At 63.8% G+C, this 12,864-nt stretch carries 11 protein-coding genes; 9 read left to right on the forward strand and 2 right to left on the reverse strand.

The window, feature by feature from the left end; genetic code table 11:
* Positions 1–155 precede the first annotated feature (155 nt).
* From QMK55_RS25710 to QMK55_RS25725, 4 genes are read left to right on the forward strand one after another with little or no spacing between them, the layout of a single operon-like run.
* Entirely contained in the window at positions 156–935 is a 780-nt protein-coding gene (locus QMK55_RS25710; protein ID WP_102358148.1) for an ABC transporter permease, read from the forward strand.
* Entirely contained in the window at positions 935–1,783 is an 849-nt protein-coding gene (locus tag QMK55_RS25715; protein WP_102358149.1) for an ABC transporter ATP-binding protein, read from the forward strand. The genes QMK55_RS25710 and QMK55_RS25715 overlap by 1 nt, the downstream gene beginning before the upstream one ends.
* Complete coding sequence (locus QMK55_RS25720) at positions 1,780–2,742, forward strand: HEAT repeat domain-containing protein (protein WP_102358151.1); 963 nt, start codon at positions 1,780–1,782, stop codon at positions 2,740–2,742. Before QMK55_RS25715 ends, QMK55_RS25720 begins: the two co-directional genes overlap by 4 nt.
* Entirely contained in the window at positions 2,739–3,017 is a 279-nt protein-coding gene (locus QMK55_RS25725) for a DUF971 domain-containing protein (protein ID WP_102358152.1), read from the forward strand. Before QMK55_RS25720 ends, QMK55_RS25725 begins: the two co-directional genes overlap by 4 nt.
* Before the next feature lie 124 nt (positions 3,018–3,141).
* Here the strand turns inward: QMK55_RS25725 and QMK55_RS25730 are convergent, their stop codons facing one another.
* Both QMK55_RS25730 and QMK55_RS25735 read right to left on the reverse strand, forming a co-directional pair.
* Complete coding sequence (locus QMK55_RS25730) at positions 3,142–3,879, reverse strand: TorF family putative porin (RefSeq protein ID WP_102358154.1); 738 nt, start codon at positions 3,877–3,879, stop codon at positions 3,142–3,144.
* A 198-nt stretch (positions 3,880–4,077) separates the two neighbouring features.
* Complete coding sequence (locus QMK55_RS25735; protein ID WP_320328068.1) at positions 4,078–5,820, reverse strand: amidohydrolase; 1,743 nt, start codon at positions 5,818–5,820, stop codon at positions 4,078–4,080.
* A gap of 103 nt (positions 5,821–5,923) precedes the next feature.
* Between QMK55_RS25735 and QMK55_RS25740 the strand changes: the two genes are divergently transcribed.
* The 5 genes from QMK55_RS25740 to QMK55_RS25760 all read left to right on the forward strand — a co-directional run bounded on the left by QMK55_RS25740 (position 5,924) and on the right by QMK55_RS25760 (position 12,763).
* On the forward strand, positions 5,924–6,841 hold the full coding sequence (locus QMK55_RS25740; protein WP_102358156.1) for a LysR family transcriptional regulator: 918 nt from the start codon (positions 5,924–5,926) through the stop codon (positions 6,839–6,841).
* A gap of 190 nt (positions 6,842–7,031) precedes the next feature.
* Positions 7,032–7,649 (forward strand): transcriptional repressor LexA, encoded by a 618-nt coding sequence (gene lexA / locus QMK55_RS25745; RefSeq protein ID WP_102355313.1) that lies wholly within the window; start codon positions 7,032–7,034, stop codon positions 7,647–7,649.
* Positions 7,649–8,266, forward strand: a complete 618-nt coding sequence (gene imuA / locus QMK55_RS25750; RefSeq protein WP_102355314.1) for a translesion DNA synthesis-associated protein ImuA — start codon at positions 7,649–7,651, stop codon at positions 8,264–8,266. The genes lexA and imuA overlap by 1 nt, the downstream gene beginning before the upstream one ends.
* A gap of 7 nt (positions 8,267–8,273) precedes the next feature.
* On the forward strand, positions 8,274–9,689 hold the full coding sequence (locus QMK55_RS25755; RefSeq protein ID WP_320328069.1) for a DNA polymerase Y family protein: 1,416 nt from the start codon (positions 8,274–8,276) through the stop codon (positions 9,687–9,689).
* On the forward strand, positions 9,665–12,763 hold the full coding sequence (locus QMK55_RS25760) for an error-prone DNA polymerase (protein ID WP_320328070.1): 3,099 nt from the start codon (positions 9,665–9,667) through the stop codon (positions 12,761–12,763). The genes QMK55_RS25755 and QMK55_RS25760 overlap by 25 nt, the downstream gene beginning before the upstream one ends.
* The last annotated feature ends 101 nt before the right edge of the window (positions 12,764–12,864 follow it).

Genomic DNA, 12,864 nt, shown 5'->3' on the forward strand with positions numbered 1-12,864 from the left:
GGACTAGCTACGCCGACCTGAAATACCGAGCCGAACGCAGGTTCTGAAAAGCACGAATATCGGCTCCCTTTCCCCCTCGCCCCCTTGGGGGAGAGGGCTGGGGTGAGGGGGTAAATCTCAGCCATCACACAGATCCAGAACTGGAAACCCGCTCGATGAAAACACCCATCCGCTGGACATCAAGAGCCGCCTCCCTGCTGCTCTGCCTGCTGTTCTGGCAACTCGCCGCCAGCCACCACTGGAACCTTGGCCTGATCACCTTCGCCAACGTGCCCACCCCATTGGCCGTAGTCGAAGCGGCGTTGGGCCTGGGCGATTCCGGCAAGCTGCTGCAGCACCTGAGCGCCAGCCTCGGCCGCGTGTTCGCCGGTTACCTCGCGGCATTGCTCATCGGCATTGCTTTGGGCCTGGCCATCGGCCGCTCGAAATGGGCCGAAGACCTGCTGCTGCCACCGCTGGAAGTGCTGCGGCCGATCCCGGCGGTGGCGTGGATTCCGCTGGCGATCCTGATGTTTCCCTCGTCGGAACTGTCGATGGTGTTCATCACCTTCACCGGCGCGCTGTTCCCGATCCTGCTCAACACCGTGCACGGCGTCGAAGGCGTCGATCCACGCCTGATCGCCTCGGCGAAAAGCCTTGGGGCAGGGCGTCGGGCGATCTTGCTCGAAGTGATTTTGCCGGGGGCTGCGCCGAGCATCATCACTGGCCTCGCCATCGGCATGGGTACTTCATGGTTTTGTCTGGTCACCGCCGAGATGATCTCCGGCCAGTTCGGCATCGGCTACTACACGTGGGAGTCCTACACCATTCAGAACTACGCCGACATCGTCGTCGGCATGCTGCTGATCGGCGTGCTGGGCATGGGCAGCAGCCTGTTGATCAAGCGGCTGGGCGGGCTGTTCACGCCTTGGCACCGACCACGAGGAAAAGCCTGATGAGCGCGATGCAAACCCCGGAAGGGCGGATCGATATTTGCCAGTTGTCGATCGTTCTCGGCGAAGGCCAACACGTTTTTGAAGCCGTGCAAGGTCTGGATTGCCAGATCGAACCGGGCCAGTTCGTGTGCATTCTCGGCCCGTCCGGTTGCGGCAAGTCGACCTTGCTCGGTGCACTGGCCGGGCACTTGAGCGTCCACACCGGTAGCCTGAAAGTGGATGGTGGCGAGGTCTCCGGGCCGTCGCCGCAACGCGGCATGGTGTTCCAGCATCACACGCTGTTCCCGTGGCGCACGGTGCGCGACAACGTCGCCTTCGGCCTGAAGATGCGCGGCATCGGTAAGGCTGAGCGGCATCGCGCCGCTGACGACATCCTCAGACTGGTGGGCCTCGACGGCTTTGCCGAACGCTGGCCCGATCAACTGTCCGGCGGCATGCAGCAGCGGGTGGAGATCGCCCGGGTGCTGGTCAACCGTCCGCGCCTGTTGCTGATGGACGAACCGTTCGGCGCACTGGATGCCTTGACCCGCCTGAACATGCAGGAACTGCTGCTGGACATCTGGACACGGATTCGCACCACGGTGGTGTTCGTCACCCACGACATCGACGAGGCGCTGTTCCTCGCCGACCGCTTGCTGGTGATGAGCGCGCGACCGGGGCGAATCATCGAAGACCTGCGCCTGGACTTCCCGCGTCCGCGCACCACTGAGCTGGTCACCAGCCCCCAATTCTCGCAGCTGAAGCGCCATTGCCTCGACCTGCTGCGCCACGACAACGACCGACCGCTGCCGCGCCTTAACCCGCTCGGCCTGCCTCCCGAAAACCCCTTGCCGCGATTTGCCCTATGACCTCTATTTTTGCTGTGACCGATAACGATGAAATCCTCGCCCTGCAACCGCGCCTGACCGCCGACGATGCCGGCGTGCGGCGCATTGCGCTGATTGATCTGGCGGATCTGGAAGAGCCCGATGGCTTGCTCTGGCTGGTTGATCGCCTCGGCCAGGATCCTGCCGAAGAAGTCCGCGCTGAAGCTGCGCGGTTGCTGGAGGCCTGGGAAGATGAACCCGTTGTTCAAGCCCTGTGCGAAGCGCTGACTGATCCATCGTCGGCCGTGCAATCGGCGGCCGCGCAAAGCCTTAGCCTGCTCAAGAGCGAAGCCGCAGGCCGGGTGATTCTGCCGTGGACCGGGCACACCGAAGTCAGTGTGCGGATCGCCGCATTCCGCGCCTTGCGCGAATTGCGTTTCGCTGACGCCGCGCCGGCTGCTGTCGCGGCACTCGACGATGCCGACGCCAACGTACGCCGCGAAGCCGTCGGCGTGCTTGGCTGGCTCAAGCAGCTCGATGCGTTGCCGGCATTGGCCCGGTTGGCCAGCGATGATCCGGACACCGAAGTGCGCCGCGCCGCCACCGGCGCTCTCGGTCTGGCATCCGGCGCTGAAGTGCTGCCGGCGCTGCGTCAGGCCTTGCAGGACAACGCCTGGCAAGTGCGCGAAGAAGCCGCGACTACTTTGGGTAAAGTCGGCCACACCGACGCCGGTCCGGCGTTGATCGAAGCCTTGAGCGATGACTACTGGCAAGTGCGCCTGCGCGCCACCCGCAGCCTCGGTCGCCTACGTTTTGCGCCGGCCCTGGACGCCCTGATCGAGACCCTCGGCCATCGCATCAGCAACCTGCGCAAGGAAGCCGCGCTGGCCCTCGGTGAACTGAATGATCGCGGCGCAATAGCAGCGTTGCAGGCAGTGCAGGATGACGGCGACCCGGAAGTGCGCAAAGCGGTGCGGATTGCCTTGAGTCAGTTGCAATGAATCCGCTGTCAGTGGGTAATTCGCAGAGCACTCAGACGCTGCGCCTGAGCTGGCCGGATGGGCGCGAGCAGCAGCTCAACCACGCCGAACTGCGCCGCCAGTGCCCGTGCTCGCAATGCCGCGCGTTTCGCCTGCGCGGCTCGACCCCATTGGTCGACGATCGTGTCCGCGTGATCGAACTCAACCCGCAGGGTTATGGCGTGCAACTGATCTTCAGCGACGGCCACCAACACGGGATCTACCCGTGGGACTATCTGGCAAACCTCACCCCTTGAGCCCTCCACAAATCCAAATGTGGGAGCGGGCTTGCTCGCGAAGGCGGTGGGGCAGTCAAAATCGATGTCGACTGATCCACCGCATTCGCGAGCAAGCCCGCTCCCACAGGGGAACAGTGTTTTTTCAGAAGGATTTGCTCAGGCTGGCGACGACAGTGGCGCTGCAGACGTCTTTGAAGCCCCAGTTGCTCAGGCATTGAGTCTGCGACAAATCGGTGTCGATGTAGCTCAGACCCAGCACCACCCCGGCCAGATTGTGTGTCAGTTTGACCTCCCATTCGCGGTAGCTGTCCTCGCCATGCCCGGACGCCGAGTACAGATGCGGATCCTTGAAGTCCATGTTGCCGTAACGCAGCTTCAGCCCCGAATCGTACGGCAGCTCGGTTTCATAACCGACATAGGTGTAGAGCGAACTCTGTTTGCTGTCGATTCCCGGTGCGTCGCTGGAGTAATACGCGCCTAGCTTCACCCCGTAGACGCCGAGAATCCCGTACACCTCACTCTGGTTGAACTGACTTTCCTTGGGATAGGTGTACTTGAGGTAACCGATATCCAGGCTGACATCCTCGGTCGCCTGCCACAGCCAGCCGGCGTAGAAGTCGACTTCCTGACGGGTTTTCAGACCTTCGCCGAAGTCGACGTTGGAACTCCAGGCCCCCACGTACAGACCGCTACTGTGGGCCAGGGTCAGGCCGGCCTGCACCGCCGGGTCATTCTGGGTTTGCGAGATGCCACGGGTGCGGTAATCGCTGGCCAGGGTCAGGTCGACCAGCACGGCGAAGTCGTCGTTCAAGGGGATCGCCTGGCTGCTCAAGGGCAGCAGGCTCAAGGAACTCAGGGCGAGCAGAGGCAAGGCTTTCATGTGAAGTCCCGATGTTGTGATTTTTATTGGGCAGAAAGAGAAACCTGTAGGAGGGCTGAGAATGCAATCTCAGCCACCTCGCAGAACCCGTGTGGGAGCGAGCTTGCTCGCGAAGGCGGCGTATCAGTCGCCATCAATGCTGAATGAACCACCGCCTTCGCGAGCAGGCTCACTCCTACAGGGGGAATAGCGTTGTTGTTATTGGGTGGCGGTGTAGACCTGACGCCCGCCGAACCAGGTTTGCAGGACCTGGGTGTCGTGCAGGGCTTTTTCGTCGACGCTGAACACGTCGCGATCGACCACGATGAAGTCAGCCTGTTTACCCGCTGTCAGCGAGCCGATCTGTTTATCCAGGCCAATGGTTCGCGCCGCGTTGACGGTGTAGGCGTAGAACATGGTTTCGCGGTCCAGACGTTCGTCGGCGTTGAGCACGCCCATCGGGCCTACGCGGGTGATGGCCTGGGCCATGGCGTTGAACGGATTGGGCGACGACACCGGCCAGTCGCTGGCGCCGGCAATCGTCGCGCCCTGTTTCAGCAACGAATGCGCCGGGTACTGATAACGGAAGGCGAGGGCGCTGACGTAGGGCTTGATCATGTCGGTGGTGTAGTCGTCGGCGCTGGCCCACAGCAGTTGCATCGAGGCGATCACGTTCAGCGGCTTGAAGCGGGCGAACTCTTTCGGGTTGACCATCTGCAGGTGGGTGATCGAGTGAGTGATGCCGCTCTGGCGGTCCTTGCGCGCCTGCTCGATACCGTTGAGCGATTCACGCACCGCGCGGTCGCCGATGGCGTGGATGTGCACCAGCCAGCCACGCTGGTCGATGGCACTGACCAGTTCGCCGAAATGTTGCGGATCGATCAGCAGTTCGCCCTGTTTGTGCGAGTTGCTGTACGGATCGATCATCGCCGCGCTCTGCGCCGGGTACTCGATCACGCCGTCGGCGAAGATCTTGATCCCGGGCAGGGTCAGGTTGGGGATGCCCTGAAACTGTTGGCGCACTTTATCCAGCGTGTCGAGGTCGGCGGGCAGGCTTTTCGGGTTGGCCACCAGCAGTGCGGCGACGTGGACGCTCATGTCGCCACTGGCCGACAGCGCTTTGTAGGCCGGCAGCACGCCGACGGTTTTTTCGGTAGGTTTGAGGGCGAAAACGGCCTCGCCCGGTGCAGCGTTGGCGGCAGGGTCCATCCATGCGGTGATGCCGAGGCTGTTGTTGAAACGCACGGCGGATTTGGCAGCCTTGAGCATGTCGGCCGGGCTTGGCACCGGCATTTTCGAGGCGACCCGATCCCAACCGGCATCGACCACAAAGCCATTGGGCTCGCCGTTGGCCAGTTTGCCAATGGTGTCTTTTTCCGCGTCGGGCAGGGTTTTCAGCAGCGCGGCGTCGATCCCGGCGCGCTTGAGCATGATGTTGTTGGCCCACGCGGTGTGGTGGTCGCTGCCGATGAACACCACTGGCACGTTGGCCCATTCGCCCTGGTTGAAGGTCTTGCCCAACGCTTCGGCCTGCGCCCAATAGGCCGAACTCATGCCGGCAATGCTCAGCACGTCACCGTGTCTGGCCTTGCCGTCTTCACGCCAGTCGCGCAGACGCTTTTGCAGTTCATCAAGGGCGACAACTTCGTCTTCCATGTTGGCCGAGACCATTTCCAGGCCGCCGAAAATCGCGTGGGAGTGGCTGTCGATCAAGCCGGGCATCAGGGTCTTGCCACCCAGATCGATCACCTGCGTGCCGGGTTCGATCAGCGCCTTGATCTGCGCATCAGTACCGACTTTCAGCACTTTGCCGTTTTCCACTGCCAGTGCCTGGACCTTCGGCTGTGAGCGGTCGGCGGTGAAAATCTTGCCGTTGACCAGCACCAGATCGGTGGCGGCCATGGCTTCCATCGAGGCAAAACTTACAGCGGTTACCAACAGACTCGGGATGAATCTTTTCATTGAAGATTTCCTTGTTATTGCGTCTGATGGCCAGATTAGTGGCTGACATCGGCCGACAGAACGCCTTCCTCACGAAAAACGTTTTTGCCTGAATGGAAAAAGCATGGACAAGTTGGGTGCACTGAAAATGTTCGTGGTCACCGCGCAACTCTGCAGTTTCAGCCGCGCGGCCGAGCAACTGGGCAAGACCCCGTCGGCCCTGACCAAAGCGGTCAATCACCTGGAGTCGGAACTCGGTGCGCGGCTGTTCGAGCGCAGTACGCGGCGGATTCTGCTGACCGAAATCGGCCGCGTGTACCTGGAAACCGCACGGCTGGTGTTGCAGCGGCTGGAGGAGGCCGGCGAGGAAATCGAGCAGTTGCAGCACGGTCTGCGCGGCAGCCTGAAAATCACCGCACCGCTGGCTTACGGGCGGGCGTTTCTCGATCAGGTGTGCGACGGTTTTTTGCAGCAATACCCGCAGATCAGCCTGCAAGTGGACCTGTGTGATGCGTTCGTCAATCTGCTGGAAAGCGGCTACGACCTGGCCTTGCGCGAGGGCCACGATGACTTGCCGGGGCTGATCGCCCGGGTGGTCGGCAGCAATCGTCTGGCGTTGTGCGGCAGCCCCGACTATCTGGCGCGCAAGGGTTTGCCGGTGACTCCGCAAACCCTTGAACAGCATGAGTGGCTGCTGTATCAGCATCCGTTGCTCAGCCGCGAGTTCTGGTGGGCCGAACGCGACGGCCAGCGCCTGAGCCTGGCGCAGCCGACGGCGCCGCGGTTGCGCAGCGACAATTACGACCTGCTGCTGGCCAGCGCTCTGGCCGGGCGCGGCTTGTTGCACACGCCGTTGTGGAGCGCCGCGCCGTACATTGCCGACGGGCGTCTGATGCGGGTCATGGCTGATTATGAAATCGACCCGGACACCTTCGGCCCGCACATTCTGGCGGTCTACCCGAGCCATCGACGGGCCACGGCCAAGGTTGTTGCCTTCATCGATTACATCGCCGAATTCCTCGCCGAACGCGGCCTTGGCTAACACCCCCGCACTGATCGTTCCCACGCTCCGGCGTGGGAATGCAGCCCGTGACGCTCCGCGTCACTGGACGCAGAGCGTCCCTAGAGGCATTCCCACGCAGAGCGTGGGGACGATCAATCTCGGGGTTTCTTGCCGAGCGTGGGTTGAGCTGACTGGCGGTCATTGCCAGCAAAAACGTGAAAGAGTACAAATGTACTCCATGACCAATCTGACTCCCCGCCGTACCGCCATCCTGACCTTTATCCGCGAACGCATCGCCGAACACGGTCAGCCCCCAAGCCTCGCTGAAATCAGCGAGGCTTTTGGTTTTGCCTCGCGCAGCGTGGCGCGCAAGCATGTGCTGGCGCTCACTGAAGCCGGGTTTATCGAGGTCAATCCGCATCAGGCCCGGGGCATTCGCCTGCTCGGGCAACCGGCGCGCCCGGAGCTGCTGGATGTTCCCGTGCTCGGCCGGGTCGCCGCCGGTGCGCCGATCGGCGCCGATGCCGACATCCATAGCCGCTTGATGCTCGATCCGGCGCTGTTCTCCCGCACCCCGGATTACCTGCTGCGGGTGCAGGGCGATTCGATGATCGAAGACGGCATTCTCGACGGTGACCTGGTCGGCGTGAAGCGCAATCCCGAGGCACTCAACGGCCAGATCGTGGTGGCGCGGCTCGACGGCGAAGTCACCATCAAACGCTTCGAACGCGTCGGCGCTACGGTGCGCCTGCTGCCGCGCAACCCGGCGTACCAGCCGATTGTCGTGCGCGACGATCAGGACCTGGCTATCGAAGGGGTGTTCTGCGGTCTGGTGAGGCAAGGCTGATGGGCGCCGTGATTGCACTCGATACGCTGTTCAATGGCGGCCAGGTCTGGAAGGGCCGGCCTGCGCCCCCGGCGGCCAGCCCGCAACCCACCGGCCACGCCGCGCTCGATGCAGCATTGCCCAGCGGTGGCTGGCCGGAAGCGGCGCTGAGCGAAATTCTGCTGGCTGGCCCCGGGGTTGGTGAACTGCAATTGGTTTGGCCGACGCTGGCGCGGTTGTCGGCGGCGGGCGAGCGCATCGTGCTGGTGGCGCCACCGTTCGTGCCGTACCCGCAAGCGTGGGAGAACGCCGGGATCGATCTGCGTCGGTTGTCGGTGATTCAGGCCAGTGAACGCGATGCCTTATGGGCGGCGGAACAATGCCTGCGTTCGGGCAGTTGCGGCGCAGTGCTGTGCTGGCCACACAAGGCCGATGACCGCGCGTTGCGGCGCTTGCAGGTGGCCGCGGAAACCGGCCAGACCCTGGCCTTTGCCTGGCGCCCGTTGAGCGAGGCGGTCAACCCGTCGCCGGCGGCGCTACGGATTGCCATCGACGCCAAACCTGCCCAGTTGCGCGTACTCAAATGCCGCGGCGGACTGGCGCGTACGGCGCCGATTGCGTTTGCCGTGGGGCACTGAGGTCGTCATGCGCTGGGTCTGCATTCTGTTTCCGCAATTGGCGCTCGACGCGGTGCTGCGTCAGCGTCCCGATCCCGATGAACCGTTGGTGCTGCTCAGCGGCCCGGCCCAGCGCCGGGTGCTGCAAGCGGTGAATGCGCCGGCGCGTCAGCTCGGCCTGCGCGCCGGCCAGTCGATGACCGCCGCGCAGGCCTTGAGCAAAGGTTTTGCCACCGCCGACTACGACCTCGCCGAGGTCGAGCACTGGCAGCAGTTTCTGGCGGCGTGGGCCTATCGTTTCAGCGCGCAGGTCAGCGTGCATTACCCGCGTACCGTGGTGTTCGAGATCGAGTCCAGCCTGGGCCTGTTCGGTTCCTGGGCGCAGTTCGAAGCGCGGCTGCGCAAGGAGCTGACCGAGCTGGGCTTTCGCCATCGCATCGTCGCCGCACCGAATCCGGTGGCAGCGCGCGTGCTGGCCAACGCCTACGATGGCCTGGTGGTGCCCGACGGTGAAGCCTTGCAGCATCACCTCGGGCAGTTACCCGTCGACCGTGTCGGGCTGGAACCGCCAGTCGCCACGGCGCTGGCGCGCATGGGCCTGCGCAATCTGAGCCAGGTGCAGAGTCTGCCGCGTCAGGCCCTGGCTCGGCGTTTTGAAGCATCGATGCTCAAACACCTCGACACCCTGTTCGGCGCGCGCCCGCTGGCCTTGGCGTTCTATCTGCCGCCGGACCGTTTTGATGTGCGCATCGAACTCAATTTCGACGTGCAATCCCATCAGGCGCTGCTGTTCCCGTTGCGCCGGTTGACCGGTGACCTGTCGGCGTTCCTTTGCGGACGCGACAGCGGCGTGCAGCGTTTTGATCTGCACCTGGAACATGCGGGGTTGCCGGACACGCCGATCAAGGTCGGCCTGCTCAGCGCCGAGCGCGATCCGGCGATGCTCTTCGAACTGGCCCGGGGTCGGCTGGAGCAGGTGCAGGTCGAAGCGCCGGTGCGCGGTTTTCGCTTGCGTGCCGAAGATCTGCCGAGTTTCGTGCCGCAGTTTCAGGAACTGTTCGATGAGCGTCCGCAACAGACCTTGCCCTGGGAGCAGTTGCGCGAACGCCTGCGCGCACGGCTCGGCGACGACGCGGTGCAGGGCCTGCGTTTCCAGGCTGACCATCGCCCGGAATGCGCCTGGCAGAACGGCGTCGACAAGCAGCGCTGCAGCGGGTTGCCGAGCGTTCAGCGCCCGGGCTGGCTGCTCGGCGAACCGCAGAGCGTGGCCGAAGGTTCGGCGCGGATCCTCATGGGCCCGGAACGCATCGAGTCCGGCTGGTGGGACGGTGACGACGTGCGCCGCGATTACTACCTGATCCAGAACCGCGCCGGTCAGCAGGGCTGGGCCTATCGGGCCGTGGGCGAGGGCGGTCCGTTATGGCTGCAGGGCTGGTTTGCATGAACCACGGCTATGCCGAGCTGCACTGCCTGTCGAACTTCAGTTTCCAGCGCGGAGCCTCCAGTGCCCTTGAGCTGTTCCAGCGGGCGAAAAAGCACGGTTACCAGGCGCTGGCGATCACCGACGAGTGCACGCTGGCCGGGATTGTCCGCGCCTGGCAGGCGGCGAAATCGGTAGAATTGCCGCTGATCATTGGCAGCGAAATGCGCATCGACAACGGCCCGAAACTGCTGTTGCTGGTGGAAAATCTGGCGGGGTATCAGGCCTTGTGCGGCTTGATCACCCAAGCCCGGCGGCGTACGCAGAAAGGCCAGTACCAGGTGCTGCGCGAGGATTTCCGCGAGCCGCTGCCGGGGTTGCTTACGGTGTGGGTGCCGGACACCGTGGATGATGTCGAGGAGGGCCGCTGGCTGAAACAGACCTTCGGCGAGCGTCTGTTTCTGGCGGTGCAACTGCATCGCGGGCAAGACGATCAGCGCCGGTTGGCGGCACTGCTGAGTCTGGCGGATCAGCTGCAGATTGCCGCCGTGGCCAGCGGCGACGTGCACATGCACGCCCGTGGCCGGCGAGCCTTGCAGGACACCATGACCGCGATCCGTCATCACGTCCCGGTGGCCGAGGCGGGGTTGCGCCTGCACCCCAACGGCGAGCGCCATCTGCGCAGTCTCGAGGTGTTGCGCGAGTTGTATCCGCAAGCGTTACTCGACGCCTCGGTGCAACTGGCCCGGCGCTGCACCTTCGATCTGAGCGAGTTGCGCTATCAGTATCCGAAAGAACTGGTGCCGCAGGGGCATACCGGCAGTTCCTGGTTGCGCCAGTTGACTGAAGAAGGCATCGCCTGGCGCTGGCCGCAAGGGCCTCAGGCCAAAGTGTTGAAGCAGATCAATGACGAGCTGAAACTGATCGCCGAGCTCGGCTACGAAAGCTACTTCCTCACCGTGCATGACGTGGTGCGTTTTGCCCGCGAGCAACAGATTCTCTGTCAGGGCCGGGGTTCGGCGGCCAACTCGGCGGTGTGTTTTGCCTTGGGTATCACCGAGATCGACCCGGATCGCACCACGCTGCTGTTCGAGCGTTTCATGTCGAAAGAGCGCAACGAGCCGCCGGACATCGATGTCGACTTCGAACACGAGCGCCGCGAAGAAGTCCTGCAATACGTGTTCCGTCGTTATGGTCGTCGTCGCGCAGCGCTGACGGCGGTGGTCAGCACCTACCACGCCGCCGGTGCGGTGCGCGATGTGGCCAAGGCCTTGGGCTTGCCGCCGGACCAGATCAATGCGCTGGCCGATTGCTGCGGTCACTGGAGCGATGAAACCCCGCCGCTGGCGCGCTTGCTCGAAGGCGGATTTGACCCTGACAGCCCGGTGCTGCGTCGGGTGCTGAGCCTGACCGGGCAACTGATCGGCTTCCCCCGGCACTTGTCGCAGCACCCCGGCGGTTTCGTGATTTCCGAGCAGCCGCTGGATACGCTGGTGCCGGTGGAAAACGCCGCCATGGCCGAGCGCACGATCATTCAGTGGGACAAGGACGACCTCGATGCGGTCGGCTTGCTCAAGGTCGATATCCTCGCCCTCGGCATGCTCAGCGCGATCCGCCGTTGCTTCGACCTGCTGCGCCGTCATCGCCATCTGGATCTGAGCCTGGCGACGATTCCACCCGAGGACCAACCGACCTACGAAATGATCAGTCGCGCCGATACCATCGGCGTGTTCCAGATCGAGTCCCGGGCGCAGATGTCGATGCTGCCGCGCCTGCGCCCGGCGAATTTCTACGATCTGGTGATCGAAGTGGCGATCGTCCGCCCCGGGCCGATTCAGGGCGGCATGGTTCATCCGTACCTGCGCCGCCGGAACAAGGAAGAAAAGGAAACCTATCCATCGCCGGAGCTGGAGGTGGTGCTTAAACGTACCCTCGGCGTGCCGCTGTTTCAGGAACAGGTGATGCAGATCGCCATCGTCGCCGCCGACTACAGCCCCGGCGAGGCCGATCAGTTGCGTCGCTCGATGGCCGCGTGGAAACGCCATGGAGGACTGGAGCCGCACAAGGAGCGTCTCGCCGCTGGCATGGAGAAAAACGGCTACACCCCGGAATTCGCCGCGCAGATCTTCGAGCAGATCAAGGGCTTTGGCAGTTACGGGTTTCCCGAATCCCACGCCGCCAGTTTCGCCTTGCTGACCTACGCCAGTTGCTGGCTCAAGTGTCACGAGCCGGCAGCGTTCGCCTGTGCGCTGATCAACAGCTGGCCGATGGGCTTCTACAGCCCGGATCAGATCCTTCAGGACGCGCGCCGCCATCAATTGCAGATCCGTCCGGTGGACGTGCGCGCCAGTGACTGGGATTGCAGCCTGGAACCGATCAGCGGCACGCAACCGGCGATCCGCATGGGCCTGCGGATGATCAAGGGCTTTCGCGAGGACGATGCCCGGCGCATCGAAGCGGCGCGGGCGCGCGGGGCGTTTGCCGATATCGCCGACCTGGGCGAACGGGCCGCGCTCGACAGTCGGGCCCAGGCGTTGCTCGCCGATTCCGGGGCGTTGCGCGGGATGGCCGGGCATCGGCATCGCGCGCGCTGGGAAGTGGCCGGGGTGCAGAAACAACTGGGCCTGTTTGCCGGGTTGCCGAGTCAGGAAGAGCCCGATGTGCTGCTACCCAAACCCAGTGTCGGTGAGGACCTGCAGGCCGATTACGCGACGCTTGGCACCACGCTGGGGCCGCATCCGTTGGCGCTGCTGCGGGGCGCACTCAAGGCCCTGCGCTGTCGCAGCTCGCAGGAGTTGCTGGATGTCGACCACGGCCGGCCGGTGAGCATCGCCGGGCTGGTCACCGGCCGGCAACGACCGGGCACCGCCAGCGGCGTGACCTTCGTCACTCTGGAAGACGAGTTCGGCAACGTCAACGTGGTGGTCTGGCGCGATCTGGCCGAGCGTCAGCGCCAGGTGCTGGTCGGTTCGCAACTGCTCAAGGTCGATGGCCGCTGGGAGCGCGAAGGCGAAGTCCGGCACCTGATCGCCGGGCGGTTGAGCGACCTGAGCCCGCTGCTCGACGGCATCCGTGTGCAGAGCCGCGATTTTCATTAGCGCGCTGATCCCCTGTGGGAGCGGGCTTGCTCGCGAAGACGGTGTATCAGCCGACATCCCTATTGACTGACCCACCGCTTTCGCGAGCAAGCCCGCTCCCA

Source organism: Pseudomonas sp. P8_229 (assembly GCF_034008635.1).
Lineage (GTDB): Bacteria > Pseudomonadota > Gammaproteobacteria > Pseudomonadales > Pseudomonadaceae > Aquipseudomonas.

Excerpts from the sequence above, each read along its gene's own strand:
- QMK55_RS25715 (WP_102358149.1), top strand. The coding sequence starts at position 935 with ATGAGCGCGATGCAAACCCCGGAAGGGCGGATCGATATTTGCCAGTTG.
- imuA (WP_102355314.1), top strand. The coding sequence starts at position 7,649 with ATGGGCGCCGTGATTGCACTCGATACGCTGTTCAATGGCGGCCAGGTC.
- QMK55_RS25760 (WP_320328070.1), top strand. The coding sequence starts at position 9,665 with ATGGCTGCAGGGCTGGTTTGCATGAACCACGGCTATGCCGAGCTGCAC.
- QMK55_RS25725 (WP_102358152.1), top strand. The coding sequence starts at position 2,739 with ATGAATCCGCTGTCAGTGGGTAATTCGCAGAGCACTCAGACGCTGCGC.
- QMK55_RS25740 (WP_102358156.1), top strand. The coding sequence starts at position 5,924 with ATGGACAAGTTGGGTGCACTGAAAATGTTCGTGGTCACCGCGCAACTC.
- QMK55_RS25735 (WP_320328068.1), bottom strand. The coding sequence starts at position 5,820 with ATGAAAAGATTCATCCCGAGTCTGTTGGTAACCGCTGTAAGTTTTGCC.
- QMK55_RS25755 (WP_320328069.1), top strand. The coding sequence starts at position 8,274 with ATGCGCTGGGTCTGCATTCTGTTTCCGCAATTGGCGCTCGACGCGGTG.
- lexA (WP_102355313.1), top strand. The coding sequence starts at position 7,032 with ATGTACTCCATGACCAATCTGACTCCCCGCCGTACCGCCATCCTGACC.
- QMK55_RS25720 (WP_102358151.1), top strand. The coding sequence starts at position 1,780 with ATGACCTCTATTTTTGCTGTGACCGATAACGATGAAATCCTCGCCCTG.
- QMK55_RS25710 (WP_102358148.1), top strand. The coding sequence starts at position 156 with ATGAAAACACCCATCCGCTGGACATCAAGAGCCGCCTCCCTGCTGCTC.
- QMK55_RS25730 (WP_102358154.1), bottom strand. The coding sequence starts at position 3,879 with ATGAAAGCCTTGCCTCTGCTCGCCCTGAGTTCCTTGAGCCTGCTGCCC.